Source organism: Neptunomonas sp. (assembly GCF_041601355.1).
Classification (GTDB): Bacteria; Pseudomonadota; Gammaproteobacteria; order Pseudomonadales; family Balneatricaceae; genus Neptunomonas.
Genome location: NZ_JBFIIH010000038.1, coordinates 1 through 20,428 on the forward strand (window position 1 = coordinate 1; position 20,428 = coordinate 20,428).

The following is a 20,428-nucleotide window of genomic DNA, read 5'->3' on the forward strand; positions in this document are numbered from 1 at the left end:
ACCTCATCATTACACGTCGATAATATTGAAGAATTTGTAAAAGAGAAAAAGCGCTGGGTCCGGTTTGATATCCATCCTGATATTCATAATGTCAAAAAGATAGTGACGACTACCGCACCATTGCAAGCTAAAAAAGTCGTGAAAAGCTCATCCGCCGATAAAGAAAAAAGAGTGGTGATTAACACGACCATTAAAATTGGGCAGGATAGTTGGCCGATTCAACTAACGCTAACCGATCGTTCAACAATGACGTATTTAATGCTGTTAGGGCGAGAGGCGATGAAGGATCGAATACTGGTTGATCCGAGTCATGATTTCCTCGTATCGAATGAAAATGAATCCGTATGAATAAAAGCGACTAATGAACGAATATTGGGCATGACTCTCTAATTATGTAGCGTTATACGGACAATTACCGGAGCAATAAACATGAAACTCGCGATCCTATCTTGCGGACCAAAATCATACAGTACGATGCGCCTTAAAGAGGCCGCTCTTCAGCGTGGCCACGACGTTAAGGTATTAAATACACTCAAGTTTTCTATTGATCTTCAGAGAGGTGTCCCCGATCTTTATTTTCGGCAGAAGCCCTTAAGCCATTACGATGCTGTTTTGCCACGTATTGGTGCGTCGATAACGTATTTTGGTACCGCTGTCGTCCGGCAGTTTCAGGAAATGGATGTGTTTTGTGCGAATACATCGCACGGAATCAGTAATTCACGCGATAAACTCCGAAGTTTGCAAATACTCAGCCGACATCATATCGGCATCCCACGAACCACCTTTGTGCGTGATAAACAAGACGTGTTACCCGCGATTAAACGCGTTGGTGGTGCCCCTGTTATTATCAAATTAATTGAAGGGACTCAGGGTATTGGTGTGCTTCTGGCGGAAACAGAGACCGCCGCTGAATCGATTATCGAGCTATTACAAAGCCAGAAACAAAACGTTTTAATTCAGAAGTTTGTGGCAGAAAGTAAAGGTAAAGACATAAGAGCATTTGTCGTCGGTGACCGGGTAGTCGCTGCGATGCGGCGCGTCGCCCAAGGCCAGGAGTTTCGCAGCAACGTCCATCGCGGTGGGGTAGCCGAAGCCGTAGAGCTTTCACCAGAATATATAGAAACAGCCGTAAGAGCGGCTCAAATCCTCGGGCTGCGTGTTGCCGGTGTGGATATGCTTGAAAGTAAAACCGGCCCTCAAATAATGGAAGTTAATTCATCGCCGGGGTTGGAAGGAATTGAAACCTGCACAGGGCTGGATGTTGCCGGTGCCGTTATTGATTATATAGCAGCCCAAGTGGACTTCCCTGAAATAGATGTGCGACAGAGACTCACGGTCAGCAAAGGTTACGGTGTCAGTGAAATCTTTATTCCTGAAGGCTCAAAGTTTGTTGGAAAAAGTATAAAAGAAACCAATTTACGCGAACAGGATATCAATATCCTTACCTTATACCGAGGCGCTAAAAGTATCCCAAATCCGCGTGAAGATCGCATTCTGGAATCAAACGACAAGTTGCTGTGTTTTGGTAAGCTTGAATCCATGCGTGGAATGGTGCCGGCTAAAACCCGACGCCGCCGTGAACCAAAAATTTCGGATTTGCAAACGAATGTACCTGAGCAAAAAAGTGACGATAATGCCAAGACTAAAGGTTAGTTTTTTTCCGGGCAGCCTGATCAGAAGTTTTTAACTCAGGCTCTTAAAACGAAAAACATGGTGGCCTGAATTATCAGGCTCACCGTGTTGCAAGGGTAGAGAATGCCCCTGTGATCCAGAGGCGCGTTACGTCATTATTTAATGAATAACATTTCACGATATTTCGGTAATGGCCACACACTATCCGGAACAAGACCTTCAAGTGCATCCGCAGCAGCACGCACTTCAAGCATCAGACCGCAAACATCCCCTGCTAAAAAGCTCAGATGTGCTTCTGTAGAATTAAACTCTTCTTTTTCTATGGCTGTGGTTAATTTATCAACCGATGCCATCATTGCATTAGCTGCATTAGTGACAGCATCCGCAGGTGAGTTTATCAGTTTTGCATTAACAGAACCCAACGTCGATAGATAGCTCACAGCGGCTGGATAAATCATCGTTGTTGCCATTTCGACAACAAGTTTAGCTTCAACTTCAATCGCTAAAACGTATTGTTCGGCATACACCTCAAAGCGACTGGCCAGTTCTACAGGCGATAAAACACCAGTGCTGGAGAATAATTCAACAACCTCCGGTGATTTAAGGACAGGAAGCGCTTCAGCTGATGTCGGCAGGTTTTTCAAACCACGTTCTTCAGCAGCCATTTTATGCCATTCAGCAGAATAACCATCCCCACCAAATACTACATTGCCGTGTGATTCCATGATTTCTTTTATGACCGCAAATACAGCTGCCGGAGTTTCTGCACCGCCATCCAGTTCAGCTTTTAGTTTTGCAGCAATCCATTCCAGCGAATCAGCCAGCATGGTGTTCATCGCTATTAGCGGACCCGATACGGATTGTTGTGAGCCTACCGCACGGAATTCAAAGCGATTACCCGTAAATGCAAAAGGTGATGTACGGTTACGATCGCCCGGATCACGCTTGAATTTAAGAATTTGTGACAAGCCCAAATCCATAGTGCCACCGTCGCTAGGAACGTGAAGGGCACCTGTTTTAATATCATTAAATACTTTTTCAAGCTGGTCGCCAAGATACACAGAAAGAATTGCCGGAGGTGCTTCGTTCGCACCCAGACGATGATCGTTCGATGCTGTAGCGATAACAGCACGCAGCAATGGGCCAAACTTATGAACACCGCGGATAACTGCGCCACAGAACAATAGGAAGTCCAGGTTTTCATTTGGTGTGTTGCCAGGGTCCAGCAGGTTACCTTGTGTGCTATTACCCACTGACCAGTTAACATGCTTACCTGAGCCATTGACGCCAGCGAAAGGTTTTTCATGTAACAGGCAAAGAAATCCATGTTTTTTAGCGGTGTTTTTCAGAACGGTCATCAACAGCTGCTGATGGTCAGCTGCTATGTTAGCTGATTCGAAGTAGGGTGCAATTTCAAATTGCCCTGGTGCTACTTCGTTATGGTGTGTTTTAGCAGGGATGCCGAGTCGGTATAGCTTATCTTCGAAATCCTGCATGAATACCTGAACACGCTCTGGGATGGCACCAAAGTAGTGATCATCAAATTGCTGACCTTTAGGTGATGGGGCACCAAATAATGTTCTGCCGGTTAACAGTAAGTCCGGACGGGCATTGGCAAAGTTTTCATCTATTAAAAAGTATTCCTGCTCAGCACCACAGCTTGAGTTAAGTGTTGCAATGTCAGTTTCGCCCATTAAAGACAATACTTTCTGCGCGGCGGCATTCATCGCGGCATTAGAGCGTAACAACGGTATTTTTTTATCGAGTGCTTCACCCGTCCAGGAAATAAATACACTAGGAATAGTCAGCACAGCCCCATTTGCTGTGTGCATGATATAAGCTGGGCTGGTTGGATCCCAGGCAGTATAACCACGGGCGGCATTGGTCATCCTCAAGCTGCCATTTGGGAATGATGACCCATCTGGTTCACCTTTGATTAGCAGGCTGCCAGTAAATTCGGTAATAGCTGCGCCGTCGGAATTTGTGACGATAAAGCCATCATGTTTTTCCGCAGTGGCGTTGGTCATAGGGTAAAAAATGTGAGAGAAGAATTTAGCGCCCTTAGACATCGCCCAGTCTTTCATCGCTGCTGCAACCACATCGGCTGTTGCAGAATCTAACTCGGCACCTGTTTCTACTGTTTTTTTGATAGCTTTAAATGCAGCTTTTGATAATGATTCTTCCATCTGACGCAAACCAAAAACATCGCTTGCCCAGATTTTGTTCAAAGGCTCCGTCATTTTTGCTTCAATAGGCGCGGTGTTAGTAATTTCATAAATTGCCTTTAAACGCGATTCATTACCACTCATTCACTTTCCCCTGATACTAAATTTTTGCATTAATTTTTAAAATTAAATGCAAAAAACTTGCCAGAATACATAAAGGCGGTGAAAGTAACAATTTCATTGTTTCTTATTAGTCTTTCAATAATTCAATTGGGCTTTAGACCAGCAAGTGTGATTTCGCCCATATCTGCCTGCATTAACATGGGGCTGGTGCATTACTTTGGTGCATTACTTTGGTGCGTTATCTTATGTATTAATTGTTATTCGTAATAGCTTTTGATCGCTATAGGATGTTTTATACAGATCTTGGTTTTCGGGATCCTACATGATAATTACAGCGCAGCAGGTAATATCTTATACAAATAAGCGGATCTCTTATTGTCTGTCCATAGCATTACTCACGCGTTCCCGTTAAAATTTCGGGTTACCCCGCCTGTCGCGTTGTTTTCAGAATTAAGTGAGTTTGCCACATGAGTAGAAAGATTGAATTATTAGCACCCGGTGGGGATGTTGAAGCCATTAAAGCTGCCGTTATTGCCGGCGCCAACGCCGTTTATTGTGGCTTAGATACCTTTAACGCCCGAAACCGGGCAACTAACCTTTCTTTTGAAGACTTAACAGGCATCTTACGCTTAGCGCATAAATACGATTGCGAAGTGTTTTTGACCTTAAACGTCGTCATCCTTGAGCATGAAATACCGGGAATGATCAAGCTGCTGAATAAGCTGGTTAACTCAGGCATTGACGGTATCATAGTGCAGGATTTGGGGGTTTTTAACCTCGTTAAGAAACATTTTCCAACGCTCGATATTCATGCTTCAACGCAGGTGACGACGCATAACGAAGGACAAATTCTGTTCCTGGCAAAAATCGGCGCATCACGTGTTAATTTATCTCGCGAGTTGAACCTTGCTGAAATCAAGTCTTTAACGGCTGTGGCGCACGAGCACAACGTACTCACAGAAGTGTTTGTTCATGGTTCATTATGCATCGCTTTCTCAGGCCAATGCTATTCCAGCTCAGTGAGTGTCGGTAACTCGGGTAACCGTGGCCGTTGCAGCCAGGCGTGCCGCGATGAATATGAGATAACCGCGGCGGGTAATCGCTTCCCGCTGAACTTGAAAGATAACTCAGCGTATTTTGATCTGCCGCAGTTAGTCGATGCGCAGGTCGACTCATTGAAGATAGAAGGTCGCATTAAAGGCGCACACTACGTGTATACCGTGGTCGATACCTGGCGCAAGCAGGTCGACCAATTTGTCGAGACGGGTAAGCTTTTAGCAGACGATTCTAATTTGCACCGCGTTTTTAACCGCGACTTTACCAACTCATTTTTACAAGGCAATCTCACTAAGGATATGTTTATCGACAATCCTCGTGATTACAGTGTTCACCACGCGGTTGAAAAAAGTAATGCCATTTCTGTGGTTCAAGTCCAGGAAGCGAGAGAGGAACTTTACGCCCAGAGAAATGATCTTGGCGTTGAACTGGCTGAAAAAATCAAATACCTGAGTATCGCAAGGCAACCCTTGGCATTAGCGTTTACCGGTAAGCTGAATGAGCCTTTGTGTCTAACCATGACCATTGGTGACAACGACAAAGTCTATACGCTGCACACAGAATCGCAGCTGGCTGCCGTGACTCAGTTACCTATTGATCAGACAGTATTGGAAAAGCGCTTTAAAAACTTTGCCAGCAGCGATTACACTATTCAATCTTTTGACTGTAGTGGCTTGAGTGATGATGTCAGTTTACCGTTCAAAGAGCTGACACGCTTGAAAAACCAGGCAGCCTTGTTGCTTAACAATTCAGTCGAGATCATTCCGCACGTTGATGTAGCGCCGTTACCGAGTCATAAAAAAACCACCAGCAAGCCGGGCATGTCGATATTAATTGCTGATGTAAAAGATATGCACTTGTGTGATCTGACAGACGCTGATGTGTATTTTAAATTGCCGGAAAGCTGGAAAAAAGACTGTAACAAACACATCGATATTTTCCTCAACAATCCTCGCCTGATTCCGTGGTTTCCAGCGGTACTCATTGGTAAAGATTATGACGAGTCTGTGCGACTACTCGAACAGGTTCGTCCGTCGCGTATTGTCAGCAATAATACCGGCGTTGCCTACAAAGCTTTTGAAATGGGCATCGAGTGGATAGCTGGTCCGTTCTTAAATACAACTAACTCTTATGCATTATTAACCTTAAAAGAAGAGTTGAACTGTGCCGGGGCATTTATTTCTAACGAAATTAACCGCATGCAAATCAAAAACATTGCACGCCCGGATAACTTCAAAATGCTTTACAGCATTTATCACCCGATTCTGATGATGACCAGTCGTCAGTGTTTCTTCCAGCAAACCGTTGGTTGTAAAAAGCCCAGTATCGAAGATGGCTGTATGCTTAAGTGCGAAAAAGCCACCACGATTACCAATGTGAAGGGTATTTCTTTTTCCATTGATAAGCAGAAGGGCGGTTACCCCAGCATCTATAACGACGAGCAGTTCTTGAACTTTGACATCGTCAATGATTTGGCTGACCAGTTTGATGAGTTCTTTATCGATCTGACAAATATTGGTGCGGGTTCTAAAGCGGAGCAGGACAAAGCGCAGTTAGTAACGCACTTTGAGAACTTCTTAAAGGGTGATCAGCAAGCACAGCAGCAGTTGAGCAGTATGATTACGGTATCCACCAACGCACAATATAGCCAGGGCTTGTAAGGCGCATGCTTGCGGAGTGCTATGAAGGGCTTTTGAGATAGTTATGGCATTGCCAATTTTGTACTCATTACAGAACTGTCCGTACGCGATGCGTGCAAGATTGGCGATATTATTAGCCCGGCAACGCGTCATGCTGCGGCCTATCGTGATGAAGAATAAACCAGCGGAAATGCTGGCGGTATCACCTAAAGGCACAGTGCCTGTTTTAGTCCTCGAAACCGAAACTGAAGCCGGCTATGGTGCCGAAAATTCTTATTTAAGTCTTAATAATCAAAGCATTATAGATGAAAGCTTAGATATTATGTTATGGGCGCTGAAGCGCAACGATCCGCAGGATTTACTCCGTTCTCAGTATCCGGATGCTTTGCCAGAGATGCTGAAAATCATTGAAGAAAATGACAAGCAGTTTAAGCCCAGCCTGGAACAATACAAACACGCCAAGCGTTTCCACGAAGATACCGAAGAGCAATATCGCCTGGCATGTGAACCGTTTATTCAGCGTCTGGAGCAGCGCTTAGCGCAACACGAGTTTTTTATGGGTGCCACCCCGAGCCTGCTTGATTATGCGTTACTGCCTTTTGTCAGGCAGTTCTCTACAGTGAATCGACAGCTATATTTAAACGGCCCTTATACTCACCTACAGCACTGGCTAAACAATCAGTTGCAAAGCAGGCTCTATGCGCAAGCCATGTTCAAATACCCGCTGTGGCTAGATACTCATCAAGAGTTTGTCTTGGGTGAGTAAAGCATAAACGCCTGGCTACCCTCTCTTAAAGGTGTTACTCATGGGCGGATACTCTTTTACAGGGAAACGATCATGAGCTGGGGAATATTCGAAGACGCTGTAAACATTAGCATCATTGGTTAATGGTCAATCGATTACTCGCCACATAATAAAAATAAGATTCGGAGAAAGTCGATGTCAGAAAATAGCGCAGCGGGAACCGGCAAGAACATTGTGATTTTTTCAGATGGAACGGGCCAGGAGGGAGGAAAAAAAACACAACACCAATGTATACAAATTATTTAACATGATTGAAAACCGTACCAACGCGCAAATTGCATTTTATGACCGTGGATTAGGTACCGGTGTCAGGAAAATAACAGGCAATGCTCTGGGTGCCGGGTTTGATAAAAACGTCTTAGATTGTTATCAATTTATCTCTGATAATTATCAATGGGGTGATCGTTTGTTTCTTTTTGGCTTCAGCCGTGGTGCAGCCACAGTACGCAGCCTTTCCGGCTTTATCTCACTGTTTGGCATTCACGGCCCGAGTTAGCTCATAAGGCCTACAAGGATATTTACAGTATTTCTGATCCTGACGAGCGCAAAGAGGCAGCACGGACGTTTATCGAACGTAACAATACGACGTTTTGCAATATCGATTTTCTGGGTGTGTGGGACACCGCGGCAGCACTGGGCGTACCGGTTAAAGCGGTCAACGCTTTCTTTGATAAAATACCTTATTTCAAAAACTCCTTTCATGACTTCAAGCTCAGCGCCCGCGTCCAGCACGCCTATCACGCCATGTCGATTGATGAGGAGCGCGACGCTTTTGAATTACTGCCTTGGCAAACTATGAAAAATGGTCAGTCGATTCTTGGAAACGTAATGACAGATCCACGAGACGGCGACACCAGTGCGCAGAAAGGCAGAGACCGCAAACAAACCGTTAAGCAAGTATGGTTCAGCGGTGTGCATACCGATGTAGGTGGTGGTTATAAGCAAAGTGGCGTTTCTGATATTCCTTTGTGCTGGATGATAGACAGAGCCACCGACGATAAGGTACTCGCGCATCCGCTAAGGCTGTATCCGTTTAACTGGGTCACGCTTAATCAAGATGTAGAAGAAGTGATCCACGACTCACGCATGACACGCACAGACAAATTCTTATTCAATCAGATCAGCAGAGAAATTTTCTGGGATGATGACAAACATGGAAAACCCATTATCCATGCCAGCGTATTGGAGCGAATAGGTCAGAAATGCCCGATACAAATAGGTAAACCAGACGATCCAAACGATGATGTGCCGGTAGCCAGTAAGCGTTACACACCTTGGGTACAAGAGATCATAAACAGCGGTAAATATGAGATCGAACCATGGGACAACAAAGGGTATGAGTCACTTAAATATGGTATCAATGTTGAATTGGATTACCTGAAAGATTACGACCAGCACAGTGGATAATAGATCCACCATCACTTGATAGAAAAATAATTAAGCTTATACTGTTCATACATACAGTATAGGCTTTTTTTATTATGCTCCCTTTTATTCCTCTTAGAGCTTGTGCGGGCATCACAGGTTTTGAATCACCCGCGGCCGAATATACCGAACTCAGGCTTACCCTTGATCAGATTTTGATTGATGATCCGGCAGCGACCTATCTGGGTTTTGTCGAGGGCACGTCTATGAAAGGCGTGGGTATCTTCCCAAATGATATCCTTGTGGTGTCACGTGCAGAAACTGTCATTAACGGTGATGTCATTGTGGCAACCTTAAATGGCGGGTTTGTCTGCAAGATTGCTGATATAAAACAGAAACGCCTGGTATCGTCTTCACCTGGCTGTAAGGATTACCAGCTCAGCGAGGGAGACGAGTTTATTATTGAAGGTGTGGTAACACGCTCGGTACGCTTTCACCGGCCACTGAAACGCGGACTGTTCTGATGTATGCGCTTTGTGATGTGAATTCAATGTATGCCAGCTGCGAGAAGGTGTTTGATCCTTCGATCAGAAATAAGCCGGTTGTCGTTTTAACTAATAATGATGGCTGTATTTGTGCGGCCTGCCATATTGCTAAACGTATGGGCGTAGGAAAAAAGTTTGTTCCTTACTTTCAGGTAAAGGATCAGCTGGCGGCGGTGGGGGCTGTGATTCGCAGTTCTAATTACGAGCTGTATGCGGATCTGTCTCAGCGGATGATGGAAACCTGTGAACGCTTTGCACCGCACATTCATATCTATTCAATTGATGAATGCTTTCTCTATTATGGTGCGGGCTCTCAGCTTGACTATGTGCCTGCAGAAGGCTGGCAGGCACATGCCGCGGCTATTCGCCGCACGGTATGGAAAGAGGTACGATTACCGATTGGTGTGGGCGTGGGATTAACTCCCACGCTGGCAAAAGCAGCCAATCACGCCGCTAAAAAAATAGAGGGCTATCGCGGCGTTGCTGTTATTGATAATGAGCAGGCGCGTCGGCAGATTCTTAAGCAGATGGCGGTAGGCGATGTCTGGGGTATCGGCCGCAGGTTAAGTGCGCGATTATGTGATATCGGTATTCATACGGCATGGGATCTGTCCAGAGCCAGGCCCGCGCTGATGAAAAAACAGTTTAGCGTGTTAGTGGAAAATACCGTGCATGAGCTGAACGGCAGTGTGCGTTTATCCTGGGATGACGTAAGGGCTCCCAAGCAGCAAATCTATTCCACGCGCTCATTCGGCCAGCGTATTACCGATAAAGAATCGCTCAGGCACGCTTTGGTAACGCATTCAGGTATCGCCGCGCAAAAGCTGCGTCGACAGTCGGGGCTTGCCAGTGCCATGATGGTGTTCGCCAGTAGCTCACCACATGATCAGGAAGCTTATTATCGTGGTTCTGTGTTACATCGTTTTACGACACCCACCAGTGACTCACGGGTGATGGCCAATGCGATTGCCAGCGTGATTAATAAGATCCACAAAGAGGGTGTTCGGTTTTATCGTTGTGGTATAGGTTTAGTTGATCTGGTGAGTACAAAAAACTATCAGGGAGATCTGTTTAACACCAGCAAAGATAATGCAGAACTGATGAAATGCCTGGACGTGATCAACGCTAAATATGGACGCAATACGGTCCATTTGGCCGGTCAGGGCATCGAGCAAAAGTTTGCCATGAAGCGTGCGTTTTTATCGCCGCAGTACACCACTCGGTTGAGTGATTTGCCTGTGTTTGAGTGTGATTAATGAATTTTCTGTGGGGAGCTAGAGCGTCATGTCAAAAAAAACCGGTTTTCATGACCGATCTTATGACTTATTTGATGAGCAGATTGACCCATCTGAAAATTACTTACCCAAAGATGGCATCGTCAATTACTACGGGCCGGTAATACCGCCACAGGACGCGGATAACTACTTAAGCCGCTTATTGGAACATATTGAGTGGAAGCATGACGAAGCGGTCATTTTTGGTAAACATATTGTTACCCAGAGAAAAGTGGCGTGGTACGCTGACCAGCCGTTTGAATACACCTACTCGAAGATCAGCCGGCGAGCATTGCCATGGACCACAGAGCTATTGGCACTCAAAGCCCGTATTGAACAGCTGACAGGAGAGACATTTAACTCATGTTTACTCAATTTATATCAGACCGGTAACGAAGGTATGGCGTGGCACAGTGACGCAGAAAAAGACTTGAAACGTAACGGCGCGATCGCGTCACTCAGCTTGGGTGCCGAGCGCAAGTTTTCTTTAAAGCACAAGCAGTCTAAAGAAACACTCTCTATTGATCTGCAACACGGTAGCTTGCTGGTCATGAAAGGAACAACACAAACTCACTGGTTACATCGCGTACCGCCGACTAAAAAAGTCAGTGAACCCAGAGTGAATTTAACCTTTAGAACGATTACTGTGATAAAAGAGTGAACCGTGAATTCTCTAGTTTTCCCACCATATCAATGAGGACCTTTAAAGGGGCTTGAGGTCCAATGGTCCGGTTTTGTACGTTAAGCAATAACCGCCTACTATATCTGTGATGCGCCACCAGCTGCGCGACGGTCCAGTAGGAATAAGAGAAGTTAGATAATGATACAGACCCAACGGCTGGTATTCCCATGCCTGAAGATCACGCGCAGACCAATCGTTAAACAGGCAAAAGCCGAATACGTGGTCATCACTATCATCTAACGCAATGGCATCACCCATCTTATATAGATCCCCAGCTCAAGCTCATAGTCCAAACGTTTACAGGGGCCTAACGATGGTGCTTCAGCATCAGGCGCTTTGGTTTCTCCTAGCGGACGATGGAAGGTCTGGCCAGATACGCCGATCGAGGATGAACGACCGTGATAGCCAATCGGTACCCATTTGTAATTGGGCAGTAACGGGTTATCGGGACGGAACAATTTACCGACGCTAGTGGCATGGTGAATCGAGGTGTAAAAATCGGTGTAGTCAGCAATGGTGGCCGGCAATTCGAATTCGATATCAGACTGCGCAACTAAGCAGCTTTCTAAAGATTTAATTCCATATTGAGCATATCCGGATAGAACTCAATGGTTTCTTTTGCCATTACAGCGATATGCGACGTGATGGATCTGTTCAATTTATATCACGCTACATCCTCAGGTAATCATTTATTATGTGTATTATTGCTTTCCCGCTTAACGTGACTGTGAAGGTGGTGAAAGAAGGCTCAATAAGCATCAAAGCTATGCACTCACTATCCTTTGGGGCACTCACGAAATATATTGGCAGTACAGTTTTGACAACGTATCGTATTTAATCTTTCGATACCTTCCCTCAGTGCAGACTCAGGGAATTCATAAAACCGTTTTTTATTTAGTTTATCCAGATAACCAATCCTATCGAGCTCATCCATTACCGTCCCTTTGAATGAGCTAAAGAGTATGTCTCCTCCCTTTTGCTCTAATCTATTTATTTCCTGAATGAGCATCTCGGCTCCTGCTACATCAATAAAGTTAACACCTTTACCGATGATCAAAATAAAGTTGGCTTCGGTTGTGTGGTTGGTTAATTGACGAATCTTTCTTTGTATATGGTCGGTAGCACCAAAGAATAATGAGCCGTCGATACGAATGATTTTTAACTGCGGGCATTGTTCCAGGTTGTAACGATTAATGTTTTTAATAGATCGTTTCGTGTGATTTTGTATGGGTGCTACGTCCATGACTGTTGGCTTAGAAGTTCGTCTAAGGTAAAAGGCCAACGACATAAAAACGCCTATATAAATAGCAAACTCTAGCTCGATAAGCAGTGTAGATAATAGCGTTATCATGAGAACAGATGCTTCACTCTTATTTGCTTTCAGAATCTGCTTGATATGGTGAAAGTCTATTAGGTTCCAAGCAATCAAAAGGATAGCCCCAGCCATAGCGGGTAATGGCAGGTAGGTGGTTATGCCAGGAACAGTCACGATAATCAGAGCCAAGATACCCGCTGCAAAGATAGCGGCCATTGGCGTTTTGGCACCGGCGTCATAATTTGCCCCCGAGCGGGTGAATGATCCTGAGCCGGGGTAACAGGATAGGAAACTGCCTACAATGTTGGAAAGCCCCTGGCCAATAAATTCCTGATTGCCATTGATCTGTTGGTGTGAGCGTATGGCGATAGCTCGGGCGATGGAAACGGCTTCGATCAAACCTAAGAGAGCGACCGCGAAAGCGCCCGAGACAAGTGATTGAACGGTATCCACCGACAGGTCAGGCACTGAAAACGGAGGAAGCGTGCCAGGCAATGCTCCGACCAGAGATACGCCATTGTTGGCACCGTCCAATACAAGGCAGCTAACGCTACCTATCAACATACCGATTAACAGGTGCGGTAGTTTTTTATTGATCTTTCGGACAATCAGGGCTGAAACCAGCGTCAGGATGCCGATAGACACGGAATATAGGTTGGTGTCTCCAAGTTGACCGATTAACTGGTTCATGCCTTCCGTAAAAGAAAGGCCATTGGGTACAGTAACACCGAATAAGTGTTTGAGTTGGCTGGCGGAAATCAGAACCGCGGCGCCTGCGGTAAAACCGATCACTACTGTATGGGAAATAAAGTTAACCACTGCGCCCATTCTAAGCAGCCCCAGAGCTAGTTGTATAAGACCTGCAAGCAGGGTGATGGTCAACACGGCGGCAATATACTGACTCAGATTTAGATCTCCTATACCACTTGCGACGCTCATCACTACGATAGAGATAGCCGCGGTTGGGCCTGAGATCAGGTGGAAGGAGGAGCCGAAAAGTGCTGCAATAACAGGGGTTATAATTGCGGTATACAGTCCGTATTCTGGAGGAAGGCCCGCAATAAACGCATAGGCGACTCCCTGTGGTAGGACGATAACTGCACCGGTTATACCGGCCATCAAATCATCAATAATGTTCTGTATTTTTAATTGTCGTCCCCAAACAAGAAACGGTAGCAGCTGCAGTATCCATCGGTTCATTGTAATTCTCTAAAGTGCCCGTTTGCTTTAAAACCGGCGGTTTAAATTGTTTGACTTATAAGCTGACGATTACAGGCGTGATTGGAACACCCACATGGCAGAGGCAAACACTAATAAATATCCGGTGTGCTGAAAAGCGAAAAATACTGGCTATAATGAACAAAAAAGCTGAAGATTGATTATGGATACTTTACTGCTTAAAACTTTTCTTGAAGTTACGCGCACCCGAAATTTTGGCAAGGCGTCTGATAACCTATGTGTCGCGCCATCTACAGTGAGTGCTCGCATCAAACAGATGGAGCAGCAGTTAGGGCTGTCGTTGTTTATTCGTAGCCATCACGAAATAGGCCTAACACCTGAGGGTGAGCGTATGGAACGCCATGCTCGATTTATTATTGATGCATGGGAGCGGGCATACGAAGATATTGCCTTAAATGCAAGCCTGAATAAGCGTCTGGTTATTGCTGGTGTATCAAGCTTGTGGGATATTTTTCTTCAAGAATGGCTGAGTAATATTTACAGTCAGATGCCAAATGTGGGGCTAAGGGCTGAAGAAAGTACACCATTACGGGTTGTTGAGAAGCTTGATCGTGGCCTAATTGATATTGGGTTCATGTATGAACAACCAAAGCTGGCTGACTTTAGAGTGGAAGAAGTAAAAAGTGTAAAACTCCAGCTGGTATCCAGTTGTGGCAATCAGTTGCCGGATGAAGCCGTTGCAAAAGGGTACGTAAGAGTGGAATGGGGAACGGCTTTTAACCGGCAACACGAAAAGTTATTTCCACAACGCCCACTGGCACCCGTTCGAGTAAACAGTGGTCGAATTGCCTTGGAATTGATGCTCAGTTGCGGAGGGGCTGCTTACCTGCCGGAAGCAGTGGTTGTCTCTTTTATTAAAGAGGGAAGGCTTTATCCTGTAACAGATGCTCCGTTAATTGAAATGAGAGCCTATGCGGCTTATTCGCTGCATGGTGAACATTATGATCTAATTAGGCAATTATTGAAGTTGCTCCATTAGGTTTATAGATAAAGTACCTACTACTGACGCTGATTGAACTCACTGCGGCAAAAAGGAGATGCAAACATATGGTCAAATCAATTGATGCTGTATCTCGGGCTATGTTGGTACTGGATGTGCTGCGGGTTAAATCGCCTACTACGTTGGCAAACCTACATCACCAAACCTCTATCAATAAAGCAACGTTGTTGCGGATTCTAAAAACCTTGCAGGAGTCTGGTTGGGTATATAGAGCATTAGGTGATTCGAAGTATCGGCTGTCGTATACCCTGCAGACGATTACCAGCAATATCGATTCTTCAGATTCTATAGTGGAGCTGGCTACGCCAATTATACAAAAGTTACAGGGCGAGATTCCTTGGCCTGTAGATATCTCTAAGCGAGATGGCCTGGCGATGAAAATTATAGAAACTACCCGACCTCTGGCTGCCTTTAGCCTTAACAGAGAGGTTTTAGGGGTACGCCCTCCCTTTCTTTATTCGGGCATTGGTCGAGCTTATCTTGCTTTTTGTCCAAGCGACGAGATGCAAGAGATAATTTCAGGTCTTAAATCTGCTGGAGGTAAAGAAGGGAAGTTAGCTCATGATCAGATTTGGTTAAACAAGTTATTGCAACAAACTAAAGACCAGGGCTATGGGCAGCGAGAGCCTGCCTTCTTTGGTACTGTTTCTAATAGTGGACAATACATTGAGGCGATTGCTGTTCCTGTGTTTGACCAAGAAAATGTAACAGCGACATTATCAGTTGCCTGGCCGCAGGGAGCTGTAGGTCAAGATGAAATTGTCAATCATTTATACCCTAGCCTGCGCGCCGGCGCTGTCCAGCTAGCCAAGCGAATGAAAAAAATCTAGATCCTTAACTCTCTGCGTCAAATGCTATTGCCTCCGTTTCACTGAGTGAAATGCAAAGTTCTCCTTATATCAAGTTTATATATAGTCTGATTATATTTCAGTCCTTCGCTTAGTTTGACATGCCTGTTAATAAAACCGAATGCGCTGGCTGGAAGATCTGTAACCTAATAAGAAAGGTGTTTTTATATTATGCCAAGCAAACCCAATATTCTTTTTATCATGGCGGATCAACTAAGAGCTGATTATTTAGGCTGTAACGGTCATCCGACAATAAAAACCCCAACCATTGATGAGCTTGCAACAAAGGGTATTAATTTTACTCGTGCTTATACGCAAGCGCCCGTTTGCGGGCCTTCTCGAATGTCGTTTTATACCGGCCGTTACGCCAGCTCTCATGGCGCAACCTACAATAATGTACCTTTAAAATTGTCGGAAAAAACCATCGGGGATTATCTTCGTCCACAGGGCTATCGTGTTGGACTTGTAGGTAAAACCCATATGAAGAAAGATGCCGAAGGTATGGCGCGTCTTGGTATAGATCCCGAGTCCTCTCGGGGAGTATTGGTCAGCCAATGTGGATTTGAGCCGTTCGAACGTGATGACGGACTTCACCCCGACCAGAGCGTGTCACCGGATCTCGCTTATAATTGCTATTTACGAGAGCAGGGTTATCTGGGAGATAATCCATGGCATGAATATGCTAATTCAGGACAGGATGAGAACGGCGATGTGCAAAGTGGCTGGTATATGCGAAACAGTCATTTATCTGCGCGTGTAAAAGAGGAGCACTCTGAAACGGCTTACACGACTAACCGCGCGATAGACTTTATTCGTGAGACCAAGGATGAGCCCTGGTGTTTGCACCTGAGTTACATTAAACCTCATTGGCCTTATATAGCTCCGGCACCCTACCATAATATGTACTCCGCTGATGATGTGCTGGCTTGTAACGCTACAACAGCAGAAAAAGATAATTTACATCCGGTGATTGAAGCATTCATGACCCATCATGAATCCGTTAATTTTTCCCGTCAGGAAGTGCGCGAAAACGTTATCCCAGTTTACATGGGACTAATAACTCAGTTGGATACCCATCTGAAGCGCTTATTTGATTACCTTAAAGAAATCGGAGAATACGACAACACTGTAGTGGTCTTTACAGCAGATCACGGTGACTATCTGGGCGATCATTGGTTGGGTGAAAAAGAGCTCTTCCATGAAGCGAGTGCGCGTATTCCGATGATTATCCACGACCCTAGAAGCACTGCTGAGAGCTCTCGCGGGGTGAATGATGATCGCCTGATTGAAGCTATCGATCTGCTACCGACCTTTCTTGATATTTCTGGTGCCGAACCCTGTTCGCACATCTTGGAAGGGCGTTCGTTAATACCTGTGATTAACGGCCAGTCAGACAAGACTAAGTGGCGCCGCTATGCGATTAGTGAGGCTGATTATGCGTGGCGCGAAGCGCGCAATGAATTGGCGTTAGCTCCAGATCAGACACGTGCAGTCATGATCACAGATGAACGTTGGAAATATATTCATTATGAACACTTTCGTCCGCAATTATTCGACCTGAAAAATGATCCTCAGGAGCAGATCGATTTAGCGGAAAAAGAGAGTCATAAAGACGTCTGCGTAGAAATGGAAGCAGCGCTCTACGATTGGTATCGTCACCGGAAAATCCGAACCACCGTAAGTAATGAAACGGTTGCGCAACAAACTGGGAAAGCCCACTCCAGGGGCTACCTGTTTGGGTTGTGGTAAGCGCTATTAATGACTAAGTAATTTATGACTTCTAAGAATAATAAAACAGGGTAGAACTATGTTTTCTAAAAATTTTTTCGATATAAAAGGAGGGGTTGGCAAATGGATAGCGGCTCCACTTTTTATTGTCATGGTAAGTTCTGTAGTTTATACCGCAGGATGGGGTATCTATGATGATACCCTTATACGTGTAGGTACCTTTTGTCTTGCATCCGTCATTCTTCTCTATGCCAAGTGTATTGCGAGTCAGCGATCCTGGTATGGACGCCTCTTTGATTTAATATTAATCGCCGGCATCGCAGCAGCGACTTACCGCTACTTCTGGGTGGCAGAGGAGCTAGAGAGCGGGCTGTACGAACTGGAAAACATAGACATTATCTATGCATTGATCGGTTTAACGGCGCTTGCGGAGTTAGTTCGCAGGGTTGTTGGGACACCACTAGTTATCGTCTGTGCGATTGTGTTTGCTTATGCACTTTATGGCAATTTTTTACCGAGTGCGGTCGGGCATACAGGTATCGATATCAATGAGCTATTGATCACTGTTTGGTATAGCTTCGATGGGGTATTTGGCAGGCCGATCGCCGTTGTTACCTCGACGATTCTGATTTTTATTTTATTTGGTGCATTACTAGAAGCATTGGGTGTAGGTGATGTGCTGTTAAAACTGGCATTTGGCCTGACGCGCCGCTTTGCCGGTGGTGATGCCCATGCTGCGGTACTAGCAAGTGGCTTGTTTGGCACAATTTCCGGAAGTGCGGTTGCCAATGTTGTAGGAACTGGGGTTATTACTATTCCGATGATCAAGAAACGTGGCTTCTCTGCCAGTTTTGCGGGCGCTGTTGAAGCGGTTGCTTCCAGTGGCGGGCAGCTAATGCCTCCTATTATGGGCGCAGTGGCCTTCATCATGGCTGATGTTACAGGGATTTCCTATCTTAATATCTGTTTAGCTGCGCTAATCCCAGCGTTTTTCTATTACGCTAGCCTATTCGCTTTTATCTCTTGTGAGGCAAACCGCTTGGGTATGAGCTCAAAGAAAGATGAAGCCACGATACCACTGACGACACAAGAGAAACTAAAGTGTCTGCCGTTTGTGATTCCTTTAGGTTTGATTGTAGTGCTGATGATTAATGGTAGCAGTCCGGCCTTGGCGGGTTTTTGGGCGGTTATCGCTGCTTCGGTACTTGGATTGATAATTGAACCACAGCTACTGCGAGAGCCGAATCGTTTATGGCAGATGGTGGTAAACGGCGCCAAGTCTGCTTCGACCATCACCGTGGCGGTTGCTGCTGTCGGGATTATCATTGCTGTAATGAATAACACAGGACTCGGGCTGCGCTTTGCTGAAGCGATTCAGATCGTAGGGGAAGGTAGTCTGTTCATTTCGTTAATTATGATGGCCTTAGGCTGTTTAGTGCTCGGTATGGGGATGCCTACTGTGCCAGCTTATTTAATTATTATCCTGGTCATGGGGCCTGCAGTGGAAGCGCTAGGCGTTGATACTATCGCTGCGCACCTTTTTGTTGTTTATTACGCGGTACTTTCATCCGTAACGCCACCGGTAGCGTTGGCTGCGTTTGCAGCGGCGCCTATTGCTCAGGCAAATCCTATTAAAGTGAGTATTACTTCTCTTCGGTTAGCTATCATTGGATTCCTCATACCGTTTGCCTTTGTCTATCAACCATCACTATTGCTAATAACTGATAGTTTTAGTATCGGTTCTCTGGTTATAGCGTTAGTTACCACTGTATCGGCTATATATCTTATCTCAGCTTGTTTCAGCACTAAAGAAGCCATTCGCTGGTTATATCTTGCTACGGGGTTTGCTGCAATTTCTCCCTTTATCATGGCGCAATCAGCGGCGGTTGCTTTGGTTATATTTTTGTGTTTGAAGAATATCAAAAAGAGTTCTTTTGTTGTAAGTAAAATAAAATAAAATAAAAAGGAGTATTTAATGAAGTTTTTAATGATTAATAAAAGACGAGCAATGCTGTCAGTTTCTCTTGGTTTGCTGTTGTCGTGTAGTGCAATACAAGCATCTGTGGCCGAAACCTTTCGTATGTCAACGCTAGGCCCAGGCGCTAGCCCTTATATGGTGATGACAACTTTTGCGACTACCATAAATAAGAACATTCCTGAGTATTCGATTGTTGTAAATGCCACCGGAGCTGCGACTAAACACCAGTTAGACACAGCCAAAGGAAAAACAGATTTTTATATGTCCTCACCAATCATCGTGCATTTGATGAAAAATCAGGAAGCGATGTATAAAAAAATAAAAGATGCGAAGAGTTTATCCGAAAATCTACGTGCCGTTCTCAATTTTCCAATGGGCTTCTACCATGGAACAGTTTATGAAAGTTCGGGTATAACAAGCCTTGAAGGTATTAAAGGGAAACGAGTATTTGCGGGCCCACCGGGTGGCGCTTCTCGTCGTACTGTAGAACAAATGATACAAGCAGTCACTGGGTACGAACCCGGTGAAGATTATACATCGGTTAAACTAGGTTGGGATTCCGCGGCGCAGGCATTTCAGGACGGAAATCTTGATGTTTACTTTAATCCAACAAATGCACCTAGCCCCGTCATAAGCCAGATAGCTCTGACTAATAAGATTCGGTTTATTGGTATTCCGGAAGAAGATATTGCGAATAATGAAGAAGTTAAAAATCTTATCAAGAGACCCGGTTATCAGTTCTACAAACTTAAAGTCGGTACTTATGGTGAAAACCAATTGAATACGGAAGATGTATATACTTTGGGTGTAACCGTTGGTATCGGAACACATAAAGATGTTCCAGATGAGATGATTTATCGAATGACGAAAACTTTCTGGGAAAATCTGGAAGAGCAATACGAGACATCACCTTGGTTACGTAATATCAGTTTGAAAACAGTGTTTGACGATCTTAATATGCCATTACACCCCGGTGCTGAAAAATATTATCGTGAAATCGGAATTCTGAATTAAATCAGGATTTAACGTTTAA

The 20,428-nt window shown here is 45.0% G+C and carries 18 protein-coding genes and 1 pseudogene; 15 read left to right on the forward strand and 4 right to left on the reverse strand.

Going from position 1 to position 20,428, the window contains the following annotated elements:
* The 3 genes and pseudogenes from ABY436_RS08155 to ABY436_RS08165 form a co-directional block, all read left to right on the forward strand.
* Nucleotides 1-348: ATP-dependent zinc protease (locus tag ABY436_RS08155; protein WP_372738484.1), on the forward strand; the 348-nt coding region annotated here is incomplete at its 5' end.
* Nucleotides 349-429: 81 nt separating this feature from the next.
* Nucleotides 430-1,353: pseudogene (gene rimK, locus ABY436_RS08160) on the forward strand (30S ribosomal protein S6--L-glutamate ligase); the annotation flags it as partial.
* A gap of 15 nt (nt 1,354-1,368) precedes the next feature.
* Entirely contained in the window at nt 1,369-1,653 is a 285-nt protein-coding gene (locus ABY436_RS08165) for a cation:proton antiporter regulatory subunit (protein ID WP_372738504.1), read from the forward strand.
* A 134-nt stretch (nt 1,654-1,787) separates the two neighbouring features.
* Here ABY436_RS08165 and ABY436_RS08170 read toward each other — a convergent pair whose 3' ends face one another.
* Entirely contained in the window at nt 1,788-3,941 is a 2,154-nt protein-coding gene (locus ABY436_RS08170) for a glutamine synthetase III (RefSeq protein WP_090726878.1), read from the reverse strand.
* Nucleotides 3,942-4,387: 446 nt separating this feature from the next.
* On the opposite strand from ABY436_RS08170, the gene ABY436_RS08175 reads away from it, so the two are divergent.
* The 7 genes from ABY436_RS08175 to ABY436_RS08205 all read left to right on the forward strand — a co-directional run bounded on the left by ABY436_RS08175 (nt 4,388) and on the right by ABY436_RS08205 (nt 11,266).
* The gene (locus tag ABY436_RS08175; RefSeq protein ID WP_372738485.1) at nt 4,388-6,637 is read left to right on the forward strand and encodes a peptidase U32 family protein; all 2,250 of its coding nucleotides are present in this window, start codon (nt 4,388-4,390) and stop codon (nt 6,635-6,637) included.
* Between the two features lie 43 nt (nt 6,638-6,680).
* Nucleotides 6,681-7,382 carry a glutathione S-transferase gene (locus ABY436_RS08180; RefSeq protein WP_372738486.1) on the forward strand — a complete coding sequence of 234 codons (702 nt, stop codon included), beginning with the start codon at nt 6,681-6,683 and terminating at the stop codon, nt 7,380-7,382.
* A gap of 226 nt (nt 7,383-7,608) precedes the next feature.
* Entirely contained in the window at nt 7,609-7,917 is a 309-nt protein-coding gene (locus ABY436_RS08185; protein WP_372738487.1) for a phospholipase effector Tle1 domain-containing protein, read from the forward strand.
* Between the two features lie 29 nt (nt 7,918-7,946).
* On the forward strand, nt 7,947-8,828 hold the full coding sequence (locus ABY436_RS08190) for a phospholipase effector Tle1 domain-containing protein (RefSeq protein ID WP_372738505.1): 882 nt from the start codon (nt 7,947-7,949) through the stop codon (nt 8,826-8,828).
* A 74-nt stretch (nt 8,829-8,902) separates the two neighbouring features.
* Entirely contained in the window at nt 8,903-9,310 is a 408-nt protein-coding gene (locus ABY436_RS08195) for a S24 family peptidase (protein WP_090727489.1), read from the forward strand.
* Nucleotides 9,310-10,587, forward strand: a complete 1,278-nt coding sequence (locus tag ABY436_RS08200) for a Y-family DNA polymerase (protein ID WP_372738488.1) — start codon at nt 9,310-9,312, stop codon at nt 10,585-10,587. The genes ABY436_RS08195 and ABY436_RS08200 overlap by 1 nt, the downstream gene beginning before the upstream one ends.
* A 28-nt stretch (nt 10,588-10,615) precedes the next feature.
* Entirely contained in the window at nt 10,616-11,266 is a 651-nt protein-coding gene (locus tag ABY436_RS08205) for an alpha-ketoglutarate-dependent dioxygenase AlkB (RefSeq protein WP_372738489.1), read from the forward strand.
* Nucleotides 11,267-11,308: 42 nt separating this feature from the next.
* On the opposite strand, the gene ABY436_RS08210 is transcribed toward ABY436_RS08205, so the two are convergent.
* The 3 genes from ABY436_RS08210 to ABY436_RS08220 form a co-directional block, all read right to left on the reverse strand.
* A complete protein-coding gene (locus tag ABY436_RS08210) occupies nt 11,309-11,545 on the reverse strand; it encodes a fumarylacetoacetate hydrolase family protein (protein WP_372738490.1) in 237 nt (78 codons plus the stop codon).
* Nucleotides 11,524-11,814, reverse strand: coding sequence for a hypothetical protein (locus ABY436_RS08215; RefSeq protein WP_372738491.1), 291 nt, complete (start codon nt 11,812-11,814; stop codon nt 11,524-11,526). The genes ABY436_RS08210 and ABY436_RS08215 overlap by 22 nt, the downstream gene beginning before the upstream one ends.
* A gap of 248 nt (nt 11,815-12,062) precedes the next feature.
* The gene (locus ABY436_RS08220) at nt 12,063-13,802 is read right to left on the reverse strand and encodes a SulP family inorganic anion transporter (RefSeq protein WP_372738492.1); all 1,740 of its coding nucleotides are present in this window, start codon (nt 13,800-13,802) and stop codon (nt 12,063-12,065) included.
* Between the two features lie 181 nt (nt 13,803-13,983).
* Between ABY436_RS08220 and ABY436_RS08225 the strand changes: the two genes are divergently transcribed.
* The 5 genes from ABY436_RS08225 to ABY436_RS08245 all read left to right on the forward strand — a co-directional run bounded on the left by ABY436_RS08225 (nt 13,984) and on the right by ABY436_RS08245 (nt 20,409).
* A complete protein-coding gene (locus tag ABY436_RS08225; RefSeq protein ID WP_372738493.1) occupies nt 13,984-14,820 on the forward strand; it encodes a LysR family transcriptional regulator in 837 nt (278 codons plus the stop codon).
* 68 nt (nt 14,821-14,888) lie between these two features.
* Nucleotides 14,889-15,671, forward strand: coding sequence for an IclR family transcriptional regulator C-terminal domain-containing protein (locus ABY436_RS08230; protein WP_372738494.1), 783 nt, complete (start codon nt 14,889-14,891; stop codon nt 15,669-15,671).
* Nucleotides 15,672-15,860: 189 nt separating this feature from the next.
* Complete coding sequence (locus ABY436_RS08235; RefSeq protein ID WP_372738495.1) at nt 15,861-17,438, forward strand: sulfatase-like hydrolase/transferase; 1,578 nt, start codon at nt 15,861-15,863, stop codon at nt 17,436-17,438.
* A 58-nt stretch (nt 17,439-17,496) separates the two neighbouring features.
* Complete coding sequence (locus ABY436_RS08240; protein ID WP_372738496.1) at nt 17,497-19,374, forward strand: TRAP transporter permease; 1,878 nt, start codon at nt 17,497-17,499, stop codon at nt 19,372-19,374.
* Nucleotides 19,375-19,392: 18 nt separating this feature from the next.
* On the forward strand, nt 19,393-20,409 hold the full coding sequence (locus ABY436_RS08245) for a TAXI family TRAP transporter solute-binding subunit (RefSeq protein ID WP_372738497.1): 1,017 nt from the start codon (nt 19,393-19,395) through the stop codon (nt 20,407-20,409).
* Nucleotides 20,410-20,428: the final 19 nt, after the last annotated feature.